20 protein-coding genes and 3 pseudogenes are annotated in these 22,986 nt (G+C 48.0%); 13 read left to right on the forward strand and 10 right to left on the reverse strand.

Annotated elements, in window-relative coordinates:
* Positions 1-76: 76 nt before the first annotated feature.
* A pseudogene (locus C7B77_RS04705) lies at positions 77-268 on the reverse strand (class 1 fructose-bisphosphatase); the annotation flags it as partial.
* 142 nt (positions 269-410) lie between these two features.
* Here C7B77_RS04705 and C7B77_RS04710 point away from each other — a divergent pair.
* From C7B77_RS04710 to C7B77_RS04735, 6 genes and pseudogenes are all read left to right on the forward strand, one after another.
* Entirely contained in the window at positions 411-620 is a 210-nt protein-coding gene (locus C7B77_RS04710) for a hypothetical protein (RefSeq protein ID WP_106300813.1), read from the forward strand.
* Positions 621-636: 16 nt separating this feature from the next.
* A complete protein-coding gene (locus C7B77_RS04715) occupies positions 637-3,513 on the forward strand; it encodes a bifunctional transaldolase/phosoglucose isomerase (RefSeq protein WP_106300815.1) in 2,877 nt (958 codons plus the stop codon).
* 13 nt (positions 3,514-3,526) lie between these two features.
* Positions 3,527-4,543, forward strand: coding sequence for a phosphogluconate dehydrogenase (NAD(+)-dependent, decarboxylating) (gene gnd / locus C7B77_RS04720; RefSeq protein WP_106300817.1), 1,017 nt, complete (start codon positions 3,527-3,529; stop codon positions 4,541-4,543).
* Positions 4,544-4,555: 12 nt separating this feature from the next.
* A pseudogene (gene zwf, locus C7B77_RS04725) lies at positions 4,556-6,092 on the forward strand (glucose-6-phosphate dehydrogenase).
* 19 nt (positions 6,093-6,111) lie between these two features.
* A complete protein-coding gene (gene glk / locus C7B77_RS04730; RefSeq protein ID WP_106300819.1) occupies positions 6,112-7,140 on the forward strand; it encodes a glucokinase in 1,029 nt (342 codons plus the stop codon).
* A 53-nt stretch (positions 7,141-7,193) separates the two neighbouring features.
* A complete protein-coding gene (locus C7B77_RS04735; protein WP_106300821.1) occupies positions 7,194-8,108 on the forward strand; it encodes a class I fructose-bisphosphate aldolase in 915 nt (304 codons plus the stop codon).
* Between the two features lie 182 nt (positions 8,109-8,290).
* Here C7B77_RS04735 and C7B77_RS04745 read toward each other — a convergent pair whose 3' ends face one another.
* On the reverse strand, positions 8,291-9,157 hold the full coding sequence (locus tag C7B77_RS04745) for a LysR family transcriptional regulator (RefSeq protein WP_106300823.1): 867 nt from the start codon (positions 9,155-9,157) through the stop codon (positions 8,291-8,293).
* A gap of 154 nt (positions 9,158-9,311) precedes the next feature.
* Here C7B77_RS04745 and C7B77_RS04750 point away from each other — a divergent pair, with 154 nt between their 5' ends.
* From C7B77_RS04750 to C7B77_RS29100, 4 genes are all read left to right on the forward strand, one after another.
* Positions 9,312-9,857 carry a peroxiredoxin-like family protein gene (locus C7B77_RS04750; RefSeq protein ID WP_106300825.1) on the forward strand — a complete coding sequence of 182 codons (546 nt, stop codon included), beginning with the start codon at positions 9,312-9,314 and terminating at the stop codon, positions 9,855-9,857.
* Between the two features lie 5 nt (positions 9,858-9,862).
* The gene (locus tag C7B77_RS31340) at positions 9,863-9,988 is read left to right on the forward strand and encodes a hypothetical protein (protein ID WP_281261335.1); all 126 of its coding nucleotides are present in this window, start codon (positions 9,863-9,865) and stop codon (positions 9,986-9,988) included.
* Positions 9,989-10,112: 124 nt separating this feature from the next.
* Positions 10,113-10,487 (forward strand): SPW repeat domain-containing protein, encoded by a 375-nt coding sequence (locus C7B77_RS04755; RefSeq protein WP_106300827.1) that lies wholly within the window; start codon positions 10,113-10,115, stop codon positions 10,485-10,487.
* Positions 10,488-10,576: 89 nt separating this feature from the next.
* Positions 10,577-10,768, forward strand: a complete 192-nt coding sequence (locus tag C7B77_RS29100; RefSeq protein ID WP_146138187.1) for a hypothetical protein — start codon at positions 10,577-10,579, stop codon at positions 10,766-10,768.
* 49 nt (positions 10,769-10,817) lie between these two features.
* Here the strand turns inward: C7B77_RS29100 and C7B77_RS04760 are convergent, their stop codons facing one another.
* From C7B77_RS04760 to C7B77_RS04775, 4 genes and pseudogenes are all read right to left on the reverse strand, one after another.
* Positions 10,818-12,521 carry an alpha/beta hydrolase gene (locus C7B77_RS04760; RefSeq protein WP_106300828.1) on the reverse strand — a complete coding sequence of 568 codons (1,704 nt, stop codon included), beginning with the start codon at positions 12,519-12,521 and terminating at the stop codon, positions 10,818-10,820.
* 145 nt (positions 12,522-12,666) lie between these two features.
* Positions 12,667-12,789, reverse strand: a pseudogene (locus tag C7B77_RS04765) (GTP cyclohydrolase I); the annotation flags it as partial.
* Between the two features lie 271 nt (positions 12,790-13,060).
* Positions 13,061-13,612, reverse strand: coding sequence for a chlorite dismutase family protein (locus C7B77_RS04770; RefSeq protein ID WP_106300830.1), 552 nt, complete (start codon positions 13,610-13,612; stop codon positions 13,061-13,063).
* A 282-nt stretch (positions 13,613-13,894) separates the two neighbouring features.
* Positions 13,895-14,266, reverse strand: coding sequence for a hypothetical protein (locus C7B77_RS04775; RefSeq protein ID WP_106300832.1), 372 nt, complete (start codon positions 14,264-14,266; stop codon positions 13,895-13,897).
* Between the two features lie 310 nt (positions 14,267-14,576).
* Between C7B77_RS04775 and C7B77_RS04785 the strand changes: the two genes are divergently transcribed.
* Positions 14,577-16,868, forward strand: coding sequence for a GAF domain-containing sensor histidine kinase (locus C7B77_RS04785; RefSeq protein ID WP_181243706.1), 2,292 nt, complete (start codon positions 14,577-14,579; stop codon positions 16,866-16,868).
* A 28-nt stretch (positions 16,869-16,896) separates the two neighbouring features.
* Complete coding sequence (locus C7B77_RS04790) at positions 16,897-17,529, forward strand: response regulator (RefSeq protein ID WP_106300838.1); 633 nt, start codon at positions 16,897-16,899, stop codon at positions 17,527-17,529.
* Positions 17,530-17,598: 69 nt separating this feature from the next.
* On the opposite strand, the gene C7B77_RS04795 is transcribed toward C7B77_RS04790, so the two are convergent.
* The 3 genes from C7B77_RS04795 to C7B77_RS04810 form a co-directional block, all read right to left on the reverse strand.
* Positions 17,599-17,985: a hypothetical protein gene (locus tag C7B77_RS04795; RefSeq protein WP_245894057.1), complete on the reverse strand. Its 387-nt coding sequence runs from the start codon at positions 17,983-17,985 to the stop codon at positions 17,599-17,601.
* Entirely contained in the window at positions 17,967-18,359 is a 393-nt protein-coding gene (locus tag C7B77_RS04800) for a hypothetical protein (RefSeq protein ID WP_106300842.1), read from the reverse strand. The genes C7B77_RS04795 and C7B77_RS04800 overlap by 19 nt, the downstream gene beginning before the upstream one ends.
* A 314-nt stretch (positions 18,360-18,673) precedes the next feature.
* A complete protein-coding gene (locus C7B77_RS04810) occupies positions 18,674-19,306 on the reverse strand; it encodes an MOSC domain-containing protein (protein ID WP_106300844.1) in 633 nt (210 codons plus the stop codon).
* A gap of 220 nt (positions 19,307-19,526) precedes the next feature.
* Between C7B77_RS04810 and C7B77_RS04820 the strand changes: the two genes are divergently transcribed.
* Complete coding sequence (locus C7B77_RS04820) at positions 19,527-21,389, forward strand: thioredoxin domain-containing protein (protein ID WP_245894058.1); 1,863 nt, start codon at positions 19,527-19,529, stop codon at positions 21,387-21,389.
* A 24-nt stretch (positions 21,390-21,413) separates the two neighbouring features.
* On the opposite strand, the gene C7B77_RS04825 is transcribed toward C7B77_RS04820, so the two are convergent.
* Positions 21,414-22,838: a sensor histidine kinase gene (locus C7B77_RS04825; protein ID WP_106300846.1), complete on the reverse strand. Its 1,425-nt coding sequence runs from the start codon at positions 22,836-22,838 to the stop codon at positions 21,414-21,416.
* Positions 22,839-22,986: the final 148 nt, after the last annotated feature.

Below are 22,986 nucleotides of genomic sequence, written 5' to 3' on the forward strand. Positions count from 1 at the left end.
GGCACAAGCCCCTTTTCTCTATTAATTATTGTTCTCTATGCTCCGTAAGCATCCCAGGAGTTTTCTGCACCACTAAGGCATCGCCAGTAGCATTTTTTTCGCCTACTAATCCCAATTGACCCACTAATGCTGCGCGACTAATTTCACGCGACATGATTTTGGCTGTATAACTAATTTGTTCGAGCAGAATCGACAGTTCTATTGGCGTATTGCAGAGCTGTTGTTGTTGCCAAAGATGGCGACTGAGGGTGATAGCCTGTGTACTCATGATGATTCGATTTTTTTACCGCAGCGGTAGGGATGGCATGGAAAAGGTCATAATTTAAAGTTTTGACTCGCTTACCATATCGAAATTAAATGAGATTTTGCTGAGATTTTGCTAAACTTTCCATGAGATTTTGCCAAGAAAAATGATGGCTAACTTCACCTTTATCTTCGCCCGTAAAGAGATGAAGATGTTGCAGAGTAGAGAACAGCCAATTAGCGATCGACCTCAAATTAGTTCCAAATTTGCAAATAGCAAATACCTTCAGATCCGATCGCTGGCTCTGCGGCTCGATTGCCAGATTTGTAACAAAAATATAGCTGCACTTTCAAAGCAGCATCACCGCAAAATTTAAACTCTAGGAAAAATCAATGCTTCCTACTCCAACCGCTTCTAATCCATTACAGGAACTACAACATTACGGTCAGTCGGTATGGCTGGATTATATTCGGCGCAGTTCGATCGTCAGTGGCGAATTACAAGACATGGTAACAGCAGGTGAGATTTGGGGTGTTACCTCAAATCCAGCCATTTTTGAAAAAGCGATCGCGGGGAGTACCGACTATGATGATGCCTTGCGATCGCTCGAAGCCGATCGAGATCGCGATGCGATTTCGCTTTACGAGCAGTTAGCGATCTTCGATATCCAAGCAACAGCCGATATTCTCCGTCCGATTTACGATCGCACTAACTATCGCGATGGTTATGTCAGTCTGGAAGTTTCTCCTTATTTAGCAAATGATACCGAGCAAACGCTTCAAGAAGCACATCGGCTCTGGCTAGCAGTAGATCGCCCCAATTTGATGATTAAGGTGCCCGCAAATCCGGCTGGTATTCCCGCCATTCAACAGTTAATTAGTGAGGGGATTAATGTCAACGTCACCTTGCTATTTAATTGTACGGCTTACGAACTGGTTGCCGAGGCATATATTTCAGGGTTGGAGACATACGCCGACAATGGTGGCGATCTCAGTCGAGTGGCTAGTGTTGCTAGCTTCTTTGTGAGTAGGATCGATACTGCGGTTGACAATCTGATTATGGATCGACTCAAAATTAGCACCAATCCGCAGCAGCAAGATTTACTCAAATCGTTATTGGGTAAGGTGGCGATCTCCAATGCCAAAGTTGCCTATCAAAGCTATCTGGCTCTCTATTTGAGCGAGCGGTGGCTGCGACTCGCCGCGCATGGCGCGCAACCTCAACGGTTGTTGTGGGCGAGTACGGGCACGAAAAATCCCCATCAAAGCGAAGTTTTATATGTCGAGGAATTGATTGGTGTCGATACGGTCAATACCATTCCACCCGCAACGCTCGCCGCCTTTCGCGATCGCGGTAAACCCGCAGCCACACTCACTCAAGATGTTAATGCCGCGCGGGAGGTATTATTAAATCTTCACCAAGTTGGCATATCGTTGTCACTCGTGACAGATCGATTGTTAGTCGAAGGGATGCAGCTATTTGAAAACGCCTTCGATCGATTGCTGATTGCGGTCGAACAGAACCGGGAAGCCGTATTGGGCGATGCGATCGATCGACTGACTTATAAATTACCAAATGAAGCTATGACAGTCGCCGTCGCTGCGGCGATTCAAGATTGGCAGACAACTGGTAAAATTCGTCGCCTGTGGGCGCAGGATGCTTCGTTGTGGACGGGTGCCGACGAAAACCTGTGGCTGGGCTGGCTGGGTATTACCGAAGACCAGTTGGCACATCTCGATCGACTCAAACAACTGGCACAAGAAGTTCGAGAATTGCAATATACTCATGTGCTGTTGTTAGGGATGGGCGGTTCTTCCCTCTGCCCAGAAGTATTGAAACTCACCTTTGGTAATGTGACAGGCTTCCCCGAACTGCTGGTACTCGATTCTACCGATCCGGCGCAAATTCACACCATCGAACGCCAGATCGACATCACCAAAACCCTATTCATTGTATCGAGCAAATCAGGCAGTACCCTAGAACCCAATATTTTCAAGCAGTATTTCTTCGATCGCCTCCAGAAATTAGTCGGAGCCGCTGCCGCAGGCAATCGCTTTATCGCCATCACCGATCCTGGCTCTAAACTACAGCAGGTTGCTGAAAATAGCCATTTTCGGCATATTTTCTATGGCTTACCCAGTATCGGCGGTCGTTATTCCGCGCTCTCGAATTTTGGGATGGTGCCTGCGGCGGTGATGGGTTTGGATGTCGAGAGATTCCTCGATCGTGCGGCGGAAATGGTGCATTCTTGCGCTCCATCAGTTCCGGCATCAGCTAATCCTGGTGTGGTTTTGGGCTGCATTTTGGGCACTTTGGTAAATTGGGGGATCGATAAAGTCACTCTGATTACCTCTCCAGGCATCGCCGATTTGGGAGCCTGGTTAGAACAATTATTAGCCGAATCCACTGGGAAAGAGGGCAAAGGCTTGATTCCGATCGATCGCGAACCGCTGGATTTGCCGTATGCGTACAGAAGCGATCGCCTGTTTGTCTATTTGCGATCGCCATCCGCGCCAGATGAGCGGCAAGAAATGAAGATCGATATCCTCGAACGAGACTATCCAGTGGTGCGGATTGACATCAGCGATGCTTACCAACTGGGACAAGAGTTTTTTCGCTGGGAAATTGCCACGGCGGTAGCGGGATCGATCCTGGGCATTCATCCGTTCGACCAGCCCGATGTGGAAGCCAGCAAGCTCGTCACCCGCGAATTGACAGCAGCCTATGAGACAACTGGCACCCTGCCTGACGAGACACCGCTGCTAGTCGAAGCTGGGATGCAATTATTTACCGATGCCCACAATGCGGCTGTTCTGGATGAGATCGTCGGTACGGATCGATCGATCGCGGGCTATTTGCGCGCTCATCTGAATCGACTGCAAGCTGGAGATTACTTCGCACTGCTGGCTTATATCGAGATGAACCAAGCAAATGAAGATCGACTACAAGAGGTTCGCGTCACCGTTCGCAATTACAAGCGGGTTGCCACCTGTCTGGGTTTTGGCCCCCGATTTTTACACTCCACCGGACAGGCATATAAAGGTGGCTCCAATAGTGGCGTTTTTCTCCAAATTACCTGTGACGATGCGATCGATCTACCCGTACCAGGTCAAAATTACACCTTTGGGATAGTGAAAGCCGCTCAAGCTCGTGGGGATTTTCAGGTACTAGCAGAACGCGAGCGACGGGCATTGCGCGTGCATTTAGGTACCGACGTGGCAGCGGGATTGACTGCGCTACAAAAGATCGTCCGAGAACTAGTCAAATAACCGGAGGAAAACAATGCAAATAGGTGTAATTGGTTTGGGGCGGATGGGCGCGAATATCGTGCGCCGACTGCTACGCAACGGTCACGATTGCGTAGTTTACAACCGCAGCCCAGAGAAAGTCCAGCAATTGGTCGCCGAAGGGGCGATCGGTACCGCTACTCTTCATGAATTTGTCAGTCAGTTAGCACCGCCCAGAGCGATCTGGCTGATGGTGCCAGCCGGAGAGCCAACCGAGCAGATTGTCACTGCACTGTCGCAACTGTTGGCACCGGAGGACATCATCATCGACGGTGGCAATTCTTATTACATCGACGATATTCGCCGATCGAAGGAACTGGCAAAGCGATCGATTCATTACCTCGATGTCGGCACCAGTGGCGGTGTCTGGGGATTAGAGCGCGGCTACTGCATGATGATTGGTGGCGCGATGGAAATCGTCAAAGATCTCGATCCGATTTTCAAAACCCTCGCCCCTGGACGCGGCGATATTACCCGCACCCCCGGACGCGAAAAAGTTACTGGTACCGCCGAAGATGGCTATCTACACTGCGGTACTAACGGCGCGGGACATTTTGTCAAAATGGTGCATAACGGCATCGAATATGGCTTAATGGCGGCCTATGCCGAAGGATTAAACATTCTGCATCATGCCAATATTGGCAAGGAGGGGCGGAGTGCGAATGCCGAAACTGCACCACTCCAACATCCCGAACACTATCAGTACGATTTCAATCTAGCTGAGATTGCCGAAGTGTGGCGACGCGGTAGCGTGGTTGCTTCCTGGCTGCTAGATCTCACGGCGATCGCCTTACTCGAACAACCGACTCTCGAAACATTCTCAGGGCAGATCTCCGATTCTGGCGAAGGTCGCTGGACGATTGCCGCCGCGATCGATGAAGGTACGCCAGTCCCCGTACTCAGTGCCGCCCTTTATCAACGATTTAGTTCGCGCGGCGAAGATGAATTTGCGGCCAAACTCCTGTCGGCGATGCGGTTTCAGTTCGGCGGACACGTCGAGCAACACCAGTAACGAGGAGATGTCATGAACTTAGCAACCCCAGTAATTCAGCTCGATCCCACGCTCGATCGACCGACAGGCCCGTTTGTATTCGTTATTTTTGGAGCGGCTGGAGACTTGACGCAACGCCTGTTGATTCCCGCGCTCTACAATCTAGCAACTAGTAAGCTGCTCCCCACCGAATTTGCGATCGTCGGGGTTGCCCGCGCTCGAATGAGTACCGAAGAATTTCGATCGAAGATGCGACAGGCAATTCATGAATTTGCCACGATTGAAGTCATCGATCGGCTCTGGCAGACCTTAGAAGAGCGGCTTTATTATCTCGATGGCATATTTTCAAGATGAGGATACTTACCAACGGCTCAGGGACTTATTAGGGCAGGTAGACCAGACATGTGGCACCCAATCCAACTATCTTTATTACCTCGCAACTGCGGCTAGTTTTTTTAGTGACATCGTGCGGCAGCTCGGTACTGCGGGACTTACCAGCCAGGAAGATGGCAAGTGGCGGCGGGTAATTGTCGAAAAACCCTTCGGTCGCGATCTAGAATCCGCCCGCACGCTCAATCAAAATATCAGTCAAGTTTTAGCAGAAAACCAGATCTACCGGATCGACCACTATCTGGGGAAAGAGACAGTCCAAAATATTCTCGTCTTCCGCTTTGGCAATGGTATTTTCGAGCATATTTGGAACCATCATTACATCGACCACGTTCAAATCACAGTTGCCGAAACAGTCGGCGTAGAAAATAGGGGTGGCTTTTATGAGGGTGTCGGTGCGTTGCGAGACATGGTGCAAAACCACATGTTTCAACTTTTGGCTACGATCGCGATGGAACCGCCAGTTTCTTTTGAAGCTGATGCCGTGCGCGATGAGAAGTCAAAATTATTCAAAGCGATTCAGCCATTGAGTGCGGAAGCCGTCTTGAGTCAGACAGTGCGGGGACAATATGGCGCAGGTAGCATCGACGATCGCACCTTACCCGCCTATCGATCGGAATCTCGCATCGCCGCCGACTCATCTACCGAAACCTATGCCGCACTCAAACTAACGATCGATAATTGGCGGTGGGCAAATGTACCGTTTTATCTCCGTACTGGCAAACGGCTCCCCAAGCGAGTCACAGAAATTGCGATTCAGTTTAAACCCGTACCTTCCCTGCTATTTCGAGATACCCCGATCGATAGTCTCACCCCTAATTTTCTGATAATTCGCATCCAACCATCCGAGGGAATTCATCTCCACTTTGGTGCGAAAATTCCTGGCCCCCGCGTCATCATGAGCGGCGTGGAAATGGATTTTTGCTACACCAATCACTTTGGCACCAACCGCAGTACTGGGTATGAAACGCTACTCTACGACTGCGCGATCGGTGATGCCACCTTGTTTCAGCGATCGGATAATGTCGAACTAGGTTGGAGTGTCGTCACCCCAATTTTGGATGTGTGGTCGGCACTCCCCTCGCGCGGATTTCCTAACTATGCCGCTGGCACCTGGGGGCCAATCGCTGCCGATACCTTGTTAGCCCGCGACGGGCGACAGTGGCGGCAGATTAAATAAGTTGAAGGTTGAAAATTAAATGATGATTCTTGCTGGTGATATCGGCGGGACGAATACCCGTTTAGCATTATTTGAATTGAAAGCAGGCGCGATCGTGTCGATCGCCAAAGCAACGTTTGCTAGCCATAACTACCCCAATCTCGAAGAGATCGTCGGTAAATTTCGAGCGACTTATCCCCAACATATTACTCAAGCCTGTTTTGGAGTAGCGGGGCCAGTCAAACACGGTCGCTGCGATGCCACAAATCTGCCCTGGGTCGTCGATGCCCAAGTTTTGGCAAATTTATTGGATCTCAAAACTGTCGGCTTAATTAACGACCTAGAAGCCAATGTGCTGGGAATTAGCGTCCTAAATACCACCAACTTGGTAACTCTCAATCCAGGTGAAGCTGATGCCGAGGGAAATGCCGCCCTGATTGCTGCTGGCACCGGACTGGGAGAAGCCGGATTGTACTGGGATGGTCGCCATTATCAACCGATCGCTTCTGAAGGCGGTCACGCCGATTTTGCCCCCAGTAACGAGCTGGAAATCGAGCTGCTCCGCTATTTAATGGCTCGGTTCGGTCGGGTCAGTTGGGAGCGAGTCCTCTCCGGCCCAGGACTATATAATATTTACCAATTCTTGCGAGATACGGGACGAGGCAATGAACCGAACTGGCTAGCCACAGAAATCCAGGAGTTAGACCCACCGAGTGCGATCTCTCAAGCCGCTTTATCGGGACAGTCTAGCCTCTGTGACTTAACATTGGAGCTATTTATCGCCCTCTACGGTGCCGAAGCAGGCAATCTCGCACTAACCATGAAGGCTACGGGAGGGCTGTTTATTGGGGGTGGCATCGCCCCCAAACTGATCGAACGGATCGATAGTACGACCACCTTTATGGATGCCTTTACCGCCAAAGGTCGGATGCGATCGCTCCTAGCTGCAATGCCAGTCAAGGTGATTATGTTCGACAAAACTGCTCTCTGGGGAGCTGCCGTGTGGGCGAATAATCTTTCGCCTAGCGTCCTTGGCAGAGAATCGAGTCCACACCGGAGGTTGGGTTGACGAATGAAACTAGAGCATACTCAACCTCCAATTCATCCCATCGGAGCTAAAACATGACACCACGAGTTAAAGAAATCCTCAGTTGGTATGGTAGCGACAATCCTGGTACCTTGACCAACCTCTCTCGCCTCCTAAATAGCGGTAAACTTGCCGGAACCGGAAAACTGGTAATTTTGCCTGTAGACCAAGGCTTTGAACATGGCCCCGCCCGCAGTTTCGCGGCGAATCCAGCCGCCTATCATCCCCATTACCACTTCGAGCTGGCGATCGCGGCTGGATGCAATGCCTATGCCGCTCCGCTTGGTTTTCTAGAAGCTGGAGCCAGAGACTTTGCCGGACAAATTCCGTTGATTCTTAAAGTCAACGACCATGACGTGCTCGTCGATGAAGCCGATCCCTTCCAAGCATTGACTGGCAGCGTCCAAGATGCCCTCCGGTTGGGCTGCGTAGGTATTGGGTTTACGATCTATCCTGGTTCTGCCCATCGACTAGAAATGTATGGGCAAATCCGCGCCTATGCCGAGGAAGCCAAACGACATGGGCTAGTCGTAATTATTTGGTCTTATCCGCGTGGAGCGGGCTTGAGTAAAGCCGGAGAAACAGCAATCGATGTGACCGCCTATGCCGCCCATATTGCCGCCCAATTGGGTGCCCACATTATCAAAGTCAAACTACCTAGCAACCAGATCGAGCAGGATGCAGCGCGAAAAGTCTACGAAGGGCAACAGATCCCGATCGATACTTTAGCCGAACGAGTCCGACATGTGGTGCAATGTACCTTTGGCGGCAATCGGATTGTAATTTTCTCTGGTGGGGCGACCGAAAGTGATGAAAATCTGCTCGAACAAATTCGGGCGATTGCCCAAGGTGGCGGGTTTGGTTCGATTATTGGGCGCAATTCTTTCCAACGATCTCAACCGGAAGCGTTGAAGTTACTCAACACCATTATGGAAATTTACAGCAATTAACCAATCTTTTAATTAAACACAAAAGACAACAGATGAAAGTTACTCAACTCAGAAATGATGGTAGCGAAAATTCACGATTTCGGTGGATTATAGTTTGTCAAGCGGGGGAACTGGCAGATGATGGTCGAGATGTAATTCAAGGTCTCAGCCAGAGCAAGATGCTATGGATGCTAGGGATGCCTCTAGTCCACTGCCCAATTATGACTGGCAGCATAATGGCAAAACTGTTCCACAATCTCCGAGCTTTGCTGCTGTCGCCATTTGATGCCGATCGTCCGCTGAAAATCCAAATCGACAATCGGCAGATAGACAATCCCCGTTAACCCTCGCCATTTGGGCATAACGCTAATTCCCAATCCCGCTTCCAGCCAAGAGATTACCCATTCTTCATGACTGGCGCGAGCCACCACCTTGGGGCAAATATTCTTCGCTTCCAGAATCTCGCATTCTCGATCGGCAAATTCGCAATTGGTACGCTCGATAAATGGTTGCCCATCCAGCTCTGCTAGGCGCACAGAGCTACGTTGGGCAAAAGGATGAGTCTGTGGCACTGCCAACAACAGTGGTTGACGGAACAGCACGATCGAGGCTTGCGGTTCCTCACGATCGCCCAAGACCATTAACGCCACATCAATTTTTCCTTCTTCCAGCCATTCCCGCAGTTGCTCTTGCTTACCATCTCGTAATTCGATGGTTACACCTGGACGCTCTTGCTGAAACCTATTGACTAAATCCGCTAATTCTCCAATTCGCATGGTGGTGAGCGTACCGAGTCTCAAGACTGGTTGCTCGTGGAATCCCTTGAGTTCGTGCAGAGCCGATTGATACTGCGCCATGATAATTGTCGCGTTTTCCAAGAACGATCGCCCTGCTTGTGTCAGCACCGTGCGTCGTCCGCCACGCTCGAATAAGGTAACCCCCAATTCCTGCTCCAACTTCTTGATCCCCGTTGATAGCGAAGGCTGGGACAAATACAGCCGCTCGGCAGCACGGGAAAAATTGCCTGTCTCGGCGATCGTCAAAAAGTAACGTACCTGATATAAATCCATACTATTGACATTGTTTATAGCTTCTATTATTAACATAGTCTTGCTTAATAGTTTAGCATCCCGCATGATGGATGTATCGAAGAAGGCAAGAGCAAGGACGCTCTAAACCACGCCTGCTAAATACAGTTATTCAAATGCAATTGGAGATTAGATTGTGACTATCCAAATCGAAAGAACGACCTCGCCCAAACTCATCATGGGACACCCTGCACCCAGTCTGGAGCTAAAAACCCTCGATGGTAATGTTTGGAATTTGGCAAAACAGCCTACCGACAAATACACCGCGATCGTGTTTTACCGTGGTCTGCATTGCCCCTTCTGCCAAGAGTATATTGCGGCGGTAGACAAACAACTGGCTGAGTTTAACCGAATTGGGGTGAATGTTATTGCGATCAGCGGCGATACATTAGAGCGGGCACAACAATTCAAAGCCGTCAGTAAAATTGAAAATTTGGCACTCGGTTATGGCTTAACCCAAGATGATATGCACAAATGGGGACTTTATATCAGCAAAGGGCACTTTGAGAGCGAACCAGCAATCTTCAGCGAACCTGCCACTTTTATTATTAAACCCGATGGTCGTCTTTACTATGCCAATGTAGGCACTCATCCCTTTGCCCGTCCCGATTTGAGTATCCTCCTACGCGGATTAGATTACATCGTTCATCATGACTATCCTTTCCGGGGCACGGAGTGGTAATCGATTTGGGAGGAGAAAACTCTCCTTCCTCACTTCCGGTTGAATCGTGGGATAACACGATCGCGATTGTCATCCTCGTTGGCTTCGTTGCCACTCATTTTCAGCAACTACCCGATCTCCATCATTGGTAGCTACCGATCGTTTTACGTTACCTAACGTATCACAAATTCAATGAAAAATATTTAGCAAGAACTTTACTTGAAGTTATACCTCTAAATATCGAGTCTTCGATATCACTAAAACCAAGAATTTATTATGAGCAGTATTCGGTTTGTTAGCGGTTCTTTGCACGGAATTTTAGATTACGCGGCTGCCCTTGTTTTAATCGCAGTCCCATTGGTACTTAATTTTCAGGCAACATCGCCATTGGCTTTATGGTTATCAGTTGCTGCGGGAGTTTTACTAATTGCGTACAGTCTCATCACCGATTATGGATTGAGTATTGTCAAGTGGATTCCTTTCAATGTTCATCTAATCCTCGATGCCTTGGCTGGAATTGCTTTTTTGGCCGCGCCATTTTTATTTGGGTTTGATGGATTAATTCGGTGGTTTTATCTGGCTAACGGTGCGATCGTCCTGTTGCTCGTCATCTTTACCGATCCGCGTATTTCTAAAGTAGCAAATCATTAAGCATCATTAGCGACTCATGATATGGATTGATTGTTTACTACAACTCGTTGGGGGAAAGATTGCGCCGAGTAAATCAAGAGATTCTTAATTTGATAGAAGCTGATTTAGCCCAGAGCCTCACCAAAGCTGAACTTCCACTGGATTCAGGTACTCAGATAAGGCATCAAGACGATCGGCTGCATCATTGGGAACATCACCTACTTCCAGATTTATTCCATCGGCATCATCTACTGCATGACGTTTTGGGATTGGTTTATCTTGCTATTTTGACGTTATTTTAAAGTTCGCTCGCGACAACACCTTTTTGCTTTAATGAATTAATTAGAGAATCTATTGAAGGAGCTTCGGGTCGCGAGAATTTTCTTGCTGCAAAGCTTGGGAGATCGCCTGACTAGCAGATGCACCAACTAAATTGAGCCGCAGTGACACTGGATTTTGAACGGCTAAATTATTTGCTCCGATCGCGATCGAATCGAGAGATTTGGCATAAGCAGCATTAAGATAGATCTGAAATTCACTCCGGTTGGCTAAATGAGTTTGAAAAAAAGCGGTACTGAGTGCTTTAGTATATACTTGAGCCTGCACCGGATCGGGGCCGATTAAACTATCGGAAACTGGGAAAACACTGTCGCTTTTAGAGATAGTTGCCGTGGAGAAGTGGGTTCCTCTTTGTAAAATAGCCAGATATTTAGCGGGCGTTTGCAACCAGGTAAACGGATCGATTTGTTCTGGTACCGCAGGTGTCACAATATCGTCACTGCCACCCAAGAAGAATACAGGCACGCGAATTTGACTCAGCCCCCGCCGCCCAAAAATCGTACTATCGAGGGGACTGATGGCAAAGATCGCTTTAATGCGGGGATCTTTGAGGGCATAATTTTGGGGTTTTAGTTCCTTGGCACGGCATTGGAGGAGGACGGACAGATTTAGCGATCGATTGGGATTACAGTCGCGTTTGACGAGATCGAAATCAATCTGGGCACCAGCTAGAGCTAACACTGTATACCCGCCGAGGGAATGTCCGACTAGTCCCACCTGTTGGACATTGAGTTGTCGCAGGGTCGGATCGGACTGTGCCCTGCGTTGTAATTCATCTAGTAAAAAAGATACATCGCGCGGACGTTCGAGCAATTCCGCTGCCTTTGGCGGCGGAGCCATCCCTGAAAAGTATTTCCGAGCGATTTTGGCATCCCCATCAACGTGCTCTAAGGCGACAACTGCAAACCCATAAGAAGCTAGATGTGCGGCTAAATAAGCATAGGCGGTACGATCTTCGGCGACACCGTGGGAAATAACAATAACTGGTAGTGGATTGGTAGAGGTTGTTTGCGGTAAATAGAGATCTCCAGGTACCATTCGTTGACGCGACCGATCTAGCCACTCAAATTGGCGTTTTTGCCAGCGAAACGTACCTGTTTGCCTGAGATTCGGTTGCTTGGAAAAGTCGATTTTGAAAGTTGCCGCTTCAGCATTGGCAAGGCGATCGAGCATGATAACAGTCCGATCTCGGCGTTTGAATAATTCAGTTAGATTATTATAGATAGTAAATACTTCAGCCAGATCGAGATTAATTTGCCGACCGGGGAACTGCTTTAAGAGGTTAATTAGGGTTAAGCCTTGCTTTTTATCTTCAGCAGCCCGAATTAGTGCCGACCTCAGCGATTTCATTCCATTCTGGCGTGAATCTGTTTGAATCGATTCCCCAATTCGCTCCAATAACTTTTCCACCAGTGGTAAGTTAGTAAACTGAGCCACAAATACCGAACTAACTTCAAATCTCTGCTGTAATAACTGTCGCAACTGTTGGAGTTGTTCTGGTGAAGCTTGTTTGACTAAAGCAGCATAATCGGCTGGAATTTTACCTTCACTAGCAAAAATATCTAGATCGCGAACAGAAATGGATACGTCTTTAAAGGGTGGAAAGTGTCCGGTAATTCGATCTGCTGCGCGACCTGGAAGGGGGATAGCTATAGTGAGGATAGTAGCAACGATCGAGGCTTGCAACCATCGCAGTTTGGGAAAAGTAACGAACATAAAATTAGCCTATATATTTGTTGTTAAGACTTGCTCCGGCTGCAATTTTCGATCGGATCTCGATCGGGATCGGCGATCGACTATCGGCTTGCAGTTAAGGAACTTCCCGAACAGCGAACGACCCGATCGAGTATCGATATCTCTACTAAAAGGCAGGTTTATGGCTAATTAAACTGAGAAATTCCTCACGAGTTTTTGGATCTTCCTGAAACGCACCGACCATTGCACTCGTGACCGTCCAGGCACCAGGCTTCTGCACCCCACGCATCGACGAAACCGTGAAGATTGGCAGTAGTCATGAGAGATCTAAATTAAAGAATATAATGGAGATTCGGACAAGCAAGCTAATTTCATGGATTACTCCCGATCGATTATCGATCGATATAAAGTTTTTAAGCGAACTGAATGTAGCTCGACAAGATCGAGTATCTCGGACTGTACTTAAGCCTTGATGAGCCAAACCCAGGAATTTCCTAAATTTATTCTGAGAACGTTATCATCGCAATCTCAGTAATTTCTCAGAAATGTGCTGTTTTCATTCAATCGCGACTTTCCAGCCGAATCTCAACCTCTCGTTCTACATATTCCCATTCCTTGCTAGCGCGCATCCGCACTAGTAATTCATTAAAATCCTGAGTATGTTCCGGTGCAAATTCAAACCAGGTAAGAAAATCAAACGGTTCGCCCAGATCTCGACAGTGCAGCAGCCGCCGCGCTACCCCAGGCAAATAATCCATCCCTACTGCCGTGTGATGAGATACTTCCTCAAAAATTTTGCGCCGCTCATCTTGTGCCATTTCCCACCACTGAGGAGTTTTTTTAATGGGAATCAATACAGCAGAAATCGCTTCTGCACGATCTAACACAGGCTGAACTGCTTTTAGAGCAGTAACTTCATCCTGCATGGCATAACGAATATTACTACTAAATCCTTGAAGAATCCAGGCACTATTTAATGGCAATTCGGTAACAGCTTCATTTACTATATTTAATCTTTCAACCAGCTCTAAACTAGAACCTAATTTTCCCCGCACATCAATTACTTTCCACGTACCTCGATCGCCACCAATAAATGAATATCTATTGTTCATATCATTCTCTAAATTTAATGAAAAATGTAAGTCGCAATGGATAAAGGAGAAGAAAAAGACGATCGATTACTTTTTCTTCTCCCTTATTCCTGTTCTCAAGTCTTAGATGCTGGAGAAACTATTATTAAATTGCAGCGTAACAGGGTGGTTTTTTTTAGAAAGTGCGGGCAGCTTACAATGAGAAATTTAAATCTCGATCGAATCTAGATAAAAGGTTAAATATCAATACAGAGATATTCGCTTCAACCCTCGATCTCTTCAATAAACTGGAGAAAAAAGATATTACTTGACTTCACTAGCTAGAAATTTAGCTACCTTGCCTTGTCTAACGGCTACTACCACATCATAAGTGGCGCAGTAGGAGAAGGTAACATTATTGGCTTTATTGTATAAATTGACCACCATCCCAGCTCCACCAGGTTGAACGCCGAGTGGTTCTAAATCTCCGTAAAAGAAGCGTCGCAGTTGGTCACCACCGCCAATTTGTCCTTTGTTTTTGGTAACTAAAGCAATCTTTTCTTGAACCGTAGGGCCTTCAGCCGCACTAGCTATTACCCCGATCGATACACTAGGACTAGAGCTATGGGTAGTAATATTACCAACTGAAACCAAACCAACCATCGCAATACTTGTAACCAAAGTAGCTAATTTCATGAGTTATGACCGATTAATGTTGTAGGGACGAACCAAGTTGCTCGTTGAATTAACTATCGCAGCTACCCCTGAAAGCTCTCTGAATTTAACCTATCGATTTCCTGAATTTATTCTAAAAATCTCCTCAGTTAAATCTCAGCAATTTCTCATAAATTCGAGCGCACTCGACCGTTCGATCGACTCGATCGATACCAGCACTTTAGCGGAAGATCGGCACGATCGGGATACACCAACCAAGCTGGGGTGTTAAAATTGCGGAAAATTATGTGGGTGGACTGTCTGCATGGCAAGTGTTGCCGAGGTTAAAACCATGTCTACTCAGCCTCAAAAATCGCCATCCCCACCAAAAATAACTGCCGAGCAGGAAGTGTACGATCGAATGATAAATAGGCAAGATCGGCTCTTAGAAGCCTCAGCCAAGGCAACCAGTGTTTTACTGACGGTGGAAAACTTTGACGAAGCGATCGATACTGCCCTGCAAATCATTGCCGAAGGTGCAGACTGCGATCGCCTTAACGTGCTAGAAGGTAACTTCGATGCTGCCTCCGATCCCTCATCAACGGTGCCAACCTACCATACCGCGATCTATGAGTGGGCTAGACCCGGCATGATTCGACAGATGGATTGCCCAGAAGCCGCACGCATCCCTTCAGCCGGAATCGAAGCATTTCTGGAACGATATTATCTGAACGGGGATGGTTTTGGCGGACTCCTAGCAGCTTGGGTCGAACCTTTGCGTAGTGCTTATGCCGCCGTTCGAGTCCAGTCTAGTTATTCTGTGCCGATTCGGGTCAAGGGGCAGTGGTGGGGCGTGTTGTGTTTGAATTATTGTCGAGCAGCAATTGAGATCGGTGCGGCAGAAGTCGCCGTTTTGCGATCGATCGCCGATTGTATTGGTAGTGCGATCGATCGCGATCGATCTCAAAAAATCATGCTCCAAGCGGAACAGGTGCGCGTTGCCGAATTGGCCAAAGCGAACCATGTGCTCGATCGCACCGTGGATTTGTTGGCAACAGACCCCGACCTCAATCGCTTTTTGGACTATGTGCTCAAAGCCTTTGCCGAACAGTTTGATGCCCCACTAATCCAGTATTGGGAGAATCCAGAACCTGGCGATGTTGCCTATCTTAGGCTGGCTTATAGTAACGGACAAATTCTCACCGCCGCCGAGCTGCCCAATGATTGTCTGGTAACAGGCATCCCAGTTCAACACGAACTAGATGGGTACGGAAATTTCCAAACTCGTCAGCGTTACTATGTCATCGAAGACATCCCTACCGATCCGATCGAACTGGCACTCTTTTCGCCGCTGAATTTCGATTTGGAAAAATGGTGTACGGAGCATGGCATCAGGAAAATGATTAACATCGCCCTGGGGTGGTCGAAAAAACTGACAAATTCGCTGTTACTTTATTTTCCCAGCGGTCGCCATTTAAGCGGGCAACAAATCGAGCTGATGTGTGCGCTGGCACAGCAGGTAACTCTAGCCATTCAACTGACACAATTGGCAGAAATTAAGCAATCAGAAGCGATCGCGCGCGCGCAGGAACGAGCGGCACGCGAAAGCGTTGCCGAATTGGTCAAGGCAAACACTGCTCTCAAACAATCCCTCGATACCCTCGCCACCGATCCAGATCTCGATCGTTTCATTGGATATACTCTCGAACTAATTGCCGAACAATTAGATGCCCCACGTATTGAATATTGGGTGCATTCCGATCTAGAAGATCGGACTTATTCCTATTTAACTTACTGCCAAGGGCAGATTCTCAAATCGAGCGATCCATCCGCTCAAGTTGGGTTAGATGTAACACCGTTTCTCAACATTCCGCTCAAGGTCGGAAACACGAACATCGGTACTTTAGCCATTTACTTACCTACTCATCGCACCTTTGTCGGGCAAGCCATCGAACTGGCTCATGCCCTAGCACAACAACTCACCTTTGCCATTGAGCTGACCCGCCTTGCCGAAGAGGCTCAACAAGCGGCATTGCTCCAAGAACGCACTCGCATGGCGCGAGAAATTCACGATACCCTCGCCCAAGCCTTTGGTGGAATTTCGATGCAGTTGCAGGCGTTCGATTACTTTGCCGCGACTCAACCTGAAAAAGCACACACTCATTTGCTCTCGGCTCAAGCCCTCGCTAAAGATGGCTTGGCGGAAGCCCGTCGATCGGTTTGGACGCTATATCTAGAAACCTCCGAATATGAAGATCCCGCTCGGACGATCGCCAAATTTATCGAACAAACTATGTCGAGACAAGCGGTGCCCATCGACCTGGCGATCGACGGTAGCCCCCGCCCGCTCCATCCCGATTTGGGACTTAATTTGCTCCGCATTGCCCAAGAATCGATCGCCAATGCGCTGCGCCATGCCCAACCCCAAACCATCCAAATTCGCCTCAGTTATAGTCCCCAAAATTTACAAATGACCGTCCGCGACGATGGCTGTGGCTTTGAGACGCAATCTCCCTCACCGGGATTTGGCTTGATGGGGATGCAGCAACGGGCAGCCAGGATTGGAGCCACCTGGCACCTAGTCAGCCAGATCGATCGAGGCACCAGCATTACTGTCACTCTCGCCCATCCAGAAACACCTTAAAATTATCGCGATCGTGCTGCCATCCATTATGCCTGAATCTCTCAAAACCATCCGCCTGCTAGTTGCCGACGACCACCCGATCGTCCGTCAAGGCTTAGTCGCTATTTTAAACGACCAGCCGGATATGAATGTAGTTGCCGAAGTAAATAACGGCCAACAGGCGATCGAACAGTTTCGCATTCACCAGCCCGATATCGCTATTCTGGATTTGAAGATGCCAGAGGTTGGTGGCGTAGAAGCGATCGATACCATCCGAGCTGAATTCCCCACTGCTGTCATCATCATGTTCTCGATCTATGAGACGGATGAGGATGTATATCGAGGGCTGCGGGCTGGAGCCAAAGCTTACCTGCTAAAAGATACCCCCTGCCAGGAGATTTTAGAAGTGATTCGGACTGTCAGCGGAGGGCAACGCTACATCCCCGCCGGAATTGGCAACAAGTTGGCGGCGCGAATGGAGCGAGTAGATCTAAGCGATCGCGAATATCAGGTGTTGGCGTTAATGGCTGAAGGTAAAAAAAATAAAGATATTGCTGGCGAACTCAACATTTCTGAAAACACTGTCAAGTTTCATGTTACCAATGTCACGCTCAAACTCGGTGCTAGCGATCGCACCCATGCGGTGGTCAATGCCCTCAAGCAAGGCATTATTAAGTTATAGTTGCGATCGTACCGCTGTTCTTCTCGACCGAATTTGGTTACACAGCAACCTTGAGACAATCGCGCTGAATCATACTGGTTGCCAGACAATGTAGGATCGCTTTGCCAATAAACCCGCTAAACGTTCCGCCTCGGCTAAGTCATCTTCTCGACGTGGCAAACCCATAACATTGGCATGATTCACAGCATCTTGTTCTATATCCAAACCAATCTCTCGGACATCCCCAACATTAAGACTGGCAACACCATAACATTTACGAAACATCTCAGCGCACTGTTGCGGAGAACATCTACTGGCTAAATTCACAGAAAGCCCCGGCTCATTTGCTCGGAGAAAATAAGCATCTGCTTTTACTCTTCCCGTGTCCTCATCAATCCATTGCTTTCGCAGCATCGAACGATATACGATTTCGTTGTCTGGTAATGCCTCAAACTGTCTCATGCTTGAATCAGCCATTCCAACCACAACAAGAGGATGGAGACTGTCACTTCCCGTTCTACTGCATAATCATTACCTAGTTCATGATACAGGTAAGCTTGTTGGTCATTCTGAGCAGGGCAGATTAGCCGAACTTCGCAGTCGGACTCAAGTTTGCTCCATGTCAGTCGAATGCTTCCCTGCTCATCTGTTGAAGCTGATGCCTTCGGAAAGCGATCGCCCATTGCATCGTAGGCTTCTAGAATAAATCGCATTGCCAACTTAAATGCAGTTTGACTCGGTTGCAGAACTCCATACTCGTCTGTCTCGTCCTCTTCCAGCAGCGCAACTAGGCGTTTCAACGTCACTGTAATCGGGCTACTAGATGGTCTTGTCGTTTGAGCAACAGTCATAAACTTCAGAGGCGTTCGGGAAAAAACTACTATTTAGCCTAACATAATTAACGATCGAGATTGTAGCTTATCTTGATTTGGGAATGGTCGCTAAAACTTAGGCAAGACTCAAAGATACAAGCTCTTAAATATCTCTAATTTAGGTAGGTAAATCATGACTTCTTTTGCTTGAAAAGCATTCAAACGAAGATGTGGATTACAGCCGGACACCTTCAATCTAATGTTTGAAATACTTAACCCTCATCTCGATCGAAAAGTCCGATTGAGCGTCCTAAAAAAACAGTTGTTGCTACAAAAAGTCGATCTAAATGGCGTTATTCGATTTGTTGCTGGAAGTATGTCTTTAGGCTGGCTGCTAATGCTGGCACCCGAACGGCACGGCGCACCAAATCGCGATCGGCTTCACGCACATAGATTTGCACGATGTCAGCAACGGTGATATTATTTTCGTCGCGGCTTAACAGTTCGATCGCATCTCCTGCGCCAACTTCACCTTCTCGCACCACTGAGAAGTAGATGCCGCTCAAACGGCTAATCAGAAACCGCTGTACTATATCGTCGCGACCGAACTTGAGATTGAGCTTGAAGCAAGGGAATCGAGGTTGCGTCACCATTACTTCAGCGGTGCCAATGCGAAAGCGATCGCCGATATTCACCGTCGCTTCGGATAAGCCCTCGATCGTCAGGTTTTCGCCAAACGCGCCCCAAGGCAACTCTTCATCTGGTAACTCTCGTTCCCAGTAAGCGTAATGCTCCATTGGATAGGCATAAACAGCTTTCTCGGCACCACCATGAACGGTCAAATCTGCCTGTTTGTCGCCATCTAGATTGAGAGAACGCATCATCACTCGTCCTGCTACTGGCTGCTTAAAAATACCAGTCGCGACCTGTTTTCCCTTCCAAGTGACTTCGCGTGGCAATCCAACACAAACGGAAATTAGTTTCATCAGGTAAACCCCTGCGATGATTACTTCCTGAAACTCTAACGCAGTTTTTTGATTTTGGCATACGTTGTCTAAAATTGAGAAACCTACCTATTTAGGTAGGCAAAAAACCAACAATAGTGGAGTAAGAAAATCATCATCTAGTGTAGTAACGATTGGCAAGATTATCTGTAAAGTGAAAGGTATCCCAATCTGCTGCAATAGCAATTGCGACTTTTAGCTCATGGCTTTATCTACCAGCCCCGATCGATTAACACCGCCAGTGAGTAGCCAAGATCGTTGTCAAGGCGACTCCACTGCCAACGTAACTCTGGTGCAATATGGCGACTATCAATGTGCGATTTGTCAAGCAGCGCATAGCATCATCTCCTCGATCCGATCGCAGATGGGAGATCGCCTGCGGTTCGTGTTTCGGCACTTTCCACAATCGCAGATTAATCCCGAAGCTTACCATGCGGCTGAAGCTGCCGAAGCTGCTGCCGCACAAAATAAGTTTTGGGAAATGCACGCTTGCTTATTCGAGCATCCATCCCAACTTGCCGATAGTAATCTAGTTGAATACGCGATCGCACTCGATCTGGATGTCGATCGGTTTTTACAAGAAATGGTTACCGATTTACATGTGGCACGGGTGCAAGCGGATCTCGATAGTGGTATCGACAGTGGTGTCATCTCAACACCCACATTTTTTATCAACGGGCTGAAATACAATGACGATCGCCCTTTAGAGACACTGCGGGATGCAGTTTTGCTAGTCGATCGTCAAGGAGGAGAAATTAGCGCGATCGATCTGGTTCACATCGAGGTAACGATAATGATTAGTCATTCTTATCCATCACTAAATTCCCCAGCTTCACCACCCTTTGAACTCGATTGCCCCGAACTAGAACAGTTAATGGCGATCGGGTATCGTTCGGGCGATTTAGGAGCTTATTTGATGGAGATCGTCCGAGGTGTCAGCCGCATCGTCCGCTCTGATTGGACGATCGTCACCATGTGTAGTGGGGAGATAGGTAGAATTATGGCTAGCAGCCTCGATTTGGAGCGGGATAACGCGGGATTTTTACTGCATGGTACGCTGGCCGCAGATGTCATCCAATCTGGGCGATCTTTTGTCATTGAAGATTGTCGTCAAGACTTATGTTGCGATCGACTTTCCAACAGTTATCTCAGCTATCTAGGCATACCCCTAAGCACGACGAATGGAGCAGTTATTGGGACGATTTGTTCGTTCTTTCAAGTACCCCGTCTCTTCGCAGAGTCAGAAATCAAGATCGTCGAATTATTTGCCGAACGAGCAGCTACCGCGATCGAAAATTACCTGCTCTATCAGCAGCAACAGCAATTTAATGAGATCCTGTCCCAACAAGTAGCTGCCCGCACGATCGAGCTACAACTTGCCCAAGAACAGCTCATCGAGAGCGAGAGATTGGCTGCCATTGGCGAATTTACGGCGACGATCGTTCATGAGGTACGCAATCCACTGACGACGATCGAGATGGGATTGCAATACGCCTGGAAAGTTTTAGATACCGATGCCGATCGGCAGCGTCTAGATTTGGCATTAAGCGAATCTCAACGTCTCAAACATCTGTTGCAAGAAATTTTATCCTATGCCAAACCCCAAATCTTGCAACTAACAAGACTTCATATCGGCAATTTTATCAACGATTTATTGTTACAGGTTCGAGACTTACCAGAAACTATCGATCGCCAGATAGATTATGTCAGTAGGTGTCCAGAGATCGAAGTCATGGCAGATATCGATAAGTTAAAACAAGTTTTTCTGAATCTGTTTCGGAATGCCTGCGAAGCGATCGAACCCAATGAGACTGTCAGTTGTCAGATCTTGCCGCAACCCGACTTCGATCGAGTTTGCATCCAAATCCACAATGGCGGCAATCCCATTCCGCCAGCATCATTACACCTTTTGACTACGCCATTCTACTCTACAAAACCTGCTGGTACTGGATTAGGGTTAGCAATTTCCCAGCGAATTATCATCGCTCATGGTGGCGAATTGGCGATCGTATCTTCTGATTCGGGTACCACCGTCAATGTTCTATTACCCATTTTCTCAGCCTAGACACCGACATATTTGCAATCGAAACTATGTTGGTAAAGCGATCGAAAACTCCGTACCCGCCCCTAATTTCGATCTCACTGTAACATTACCACCCATCCCTTCCACCAATGTTTTGACGATCGCTAGTCCCAACCCATGCCCTCCTGTCGTGCGCGCGCGGGCTTCATCTACCCGATAGAAACGTTCAAAAATCCGGCTCTGATCCTGGAGCGGAATCCCTACCCCACGATCGCGTACTCGAATTAGTGCTTGTCCGTCGAGGCGGTCGATACTCAAGATAATCGGTTGTTCCGCGTCAGAATATTTGACCGCATTATCAATTAGATTGATTAATACCTGTTTCAAGCGATCGCGATCGGCGATTGCTGCGATATTTCCGATTGCCTCGACGCGGATGACTCGATCGCTATACTTCTCCGTCATCTGGACTACTTCTGTCACCACATCATTGAGCGACAACCGTTCGAGACTGTAATGGGCATAACCACTATCCGCCCGTGCCAAATTCAGCAAATCCTGAAGCAATCTTACCGTGCGATCGGCTTCATCAGCCGCCGTTTGGAGGGCTTCTTGTTGATAATCATTTAAATTGGTACTCCGCCGCAGCAAGCTTTGTAAATAGCCCAATACCACCGTTAACGGCGTGCGTAACTCATGGGAGACATTGCCGACAAACTGCCGCTGTTGTTCCCAAGATTCCGCCAACCGTGCCAGCATCATATTAAAAGTTTGTGCTAATTCCTTAACTTCAGTTGGAGCCTGACTCAGTTGCAACTGTGCCTTGTTCAAGTCTGCCGCCGAGATTGCCCCTGCCATCTGACTCATCTCCTGTAACGGTTGGAGCGATCTCCGAATCCGCAAGGCGATCGCGATCGTTGTTAAGAATAAAGATAGAATGCACACAGCCGCCAAACCTTGAATGGCGGACATCAGTTGGGATTGCTCTTGCGTGACATCCTGCGCCATGTAGACCTTGCCCAGGGATTCACCTCGCACCGTTACCCCACCCCGATATAAAATTAGAAATCGATCGCCTACTGGGTACACCTGGGGTTTGAGCGGCATATCGGCGATCGACATTAATTCGGTACTTACTCCACCCGATTGGGCTAAAATCTTTTTACCATCGGTACTTTTGACCCAAATTGCCAAACCAGGAACAGAGACACTATCGATCGTCTTTTGCAGACCCGTGGCGACTGGTAACATCTCACTGTAGAGCTGCACATCGCGAGGAAACCGAGTGGCAATATATTCAACCTGTTGGGTATGTGTGGTTATCAAAAGCTGTTGCATTTTCCAACTCGTCCATACAGCGACACCGCTTAAGCCGAGAATTGACAGTAGCGAGATTTCGACGGTGAGCCGAAATTGCAACGATGCCGGATCGAAATGTCGCTGCTTAATTTGCTGGAGCTTCGCTCTGAATCTATCGATCGTCGGTGGCATTGGGAAACCTTAGTATTGCAGTATTTTCGACCGAATGTGAGTGTTACTGTTCTCAAGTGTAGTGTAAAGACGATACCTGTCTAAATGTTAAATCTGAGTGAGAGAAAATTAATCAACGTTACCGTTAAAAAATACATTTACACGGTAG

Origin of the sequence: Chamaesiphon polymorphus CCALA 037 (genome assembly GCF_003003845.1) — a bacterium.
GTDB lineage: Bacteria > Cyanobacteriota > Cyanobacteriia > Cyanobacteriales > Chamaesiphonaceae > Chamaesiphon > Chamaesiphon polymorphus.

Bases quoted from the DNA above. Each gene is read 5' to 3' on its own strand.
- C7B77_RS04795 (WP_245894057.1), bottom strand. From the start codon at position 17,985: ATGGCTGATTCAAGCATGAGACAGTTTGAGGCATTACCAGACAACGAA.
- C7B77_RS04745 (WP_106300823.1), bottom strand. From the start codon at position 9,157: ATGGATTTATATCAGGTACGTTACTTTTTGACGATCGCCGAGACAGGC.
- C7B77_RS04760 (WP_106300828.1), bottom strand. From the start codon at position 12,521: ATGTTCGTTACTTTTCCCAAACTGCGATGGTTGCAAGCCTCGATCGTT.
- C7B77_RS04800 (WP_106300842.1), bottom strand. From the start codon at position 18,359: ATGACTGTTGCTCAAACGACAAGACCATCTAGTAGCCCGATTACAGTG.
- C7B77_RS04785 (WP_181243706.1), top strand. From the start codon at position 14,577: ATGTCTACTCAGCCTCAAAAATCGCCATCCCCACCAAAAATAACTGCC.
- gnd (WP_106300817.1), top strand. From the start codon at position 3,527: ATGCAAATAGGTGTAATTGGTTTGGGGCGGATGGGCGCGAATATCGTG.
- glk (WP_106300819.1), top strand. From the start codon at position 6,112: ATGATGATTCTTGCTGGTGATATCGGCGGGACGAATACCCGTTTAGCA.
- C7B77_RS04775 (WP_106300832.1), bottom strand. From the start codon at position 14,266: ATGAAATTAGCTACTTTGGTTACAAGTATTGCGATGGTTGGTTTGGTT.
- C7B77_RS04790 (WP_106300838.1), top strand. From the start codon at position 16,897: ATGCCTGAATCTCTCAAAACCATCCGCCTGCTAGTTGCCGACGACCAC.
- C7B77_RS04770 (WP_106300830.1), bottom strand. From the start codon at position 13,612: ATGAACAATAGATATTCATTTATTGGTGGCGATCGAGGTACGTGGAAA.
- C7B77_RS04715 (WP_106300815.1), top strand. From the start codon at position 637: ATGCTTCCTACTCCAACCGCTTCTAATCCATTACAGGAACTACAACAT.
- C7B77_RS04710 (WP_106300813.1), top strand. From the start codon at position 411: ATGATGGCTAACTTCACCTTTATCTTCGCCCGTAAAGAGATGAAGATG.
- C7B77_RS04810 (WP_106300844.1), bottom strand. From the start codon at position 19,306: ATGAAACTAATTTCCGTTTGTGTTGGATTGCCACGCGAAGTCACTTGG.
- C7B77_RS04825 (WP_106300846.1), bottom strand. From the start codon at position 22,838: ATGCCACCGACGATCGATAGATTCAGAGCGAAGCTCCAGCAAATTAAG.
- C7B77_RS04820 (WP_245894058.1), top strand. From the start codon at position 19,527: ATGGCTTTATCTACCAGCCCCGATCGATTAACACCGCCAGTGAGTAGC.
- C7B77_RS04755 (WP_106300827.1), top strand. From the start codon at position 10,113: ATGAGCAGTATTCGGTTTGTTAGCGGTTCTTTGCACGGAATTTTAGAT.
- C7B77_RS04735 (WP_106300821.1), top strand. From the start codon at position 7,194: ATGACACCACGAGTTAAAGAAATCCTCAGTTGGTATGGTAGCGACAAT.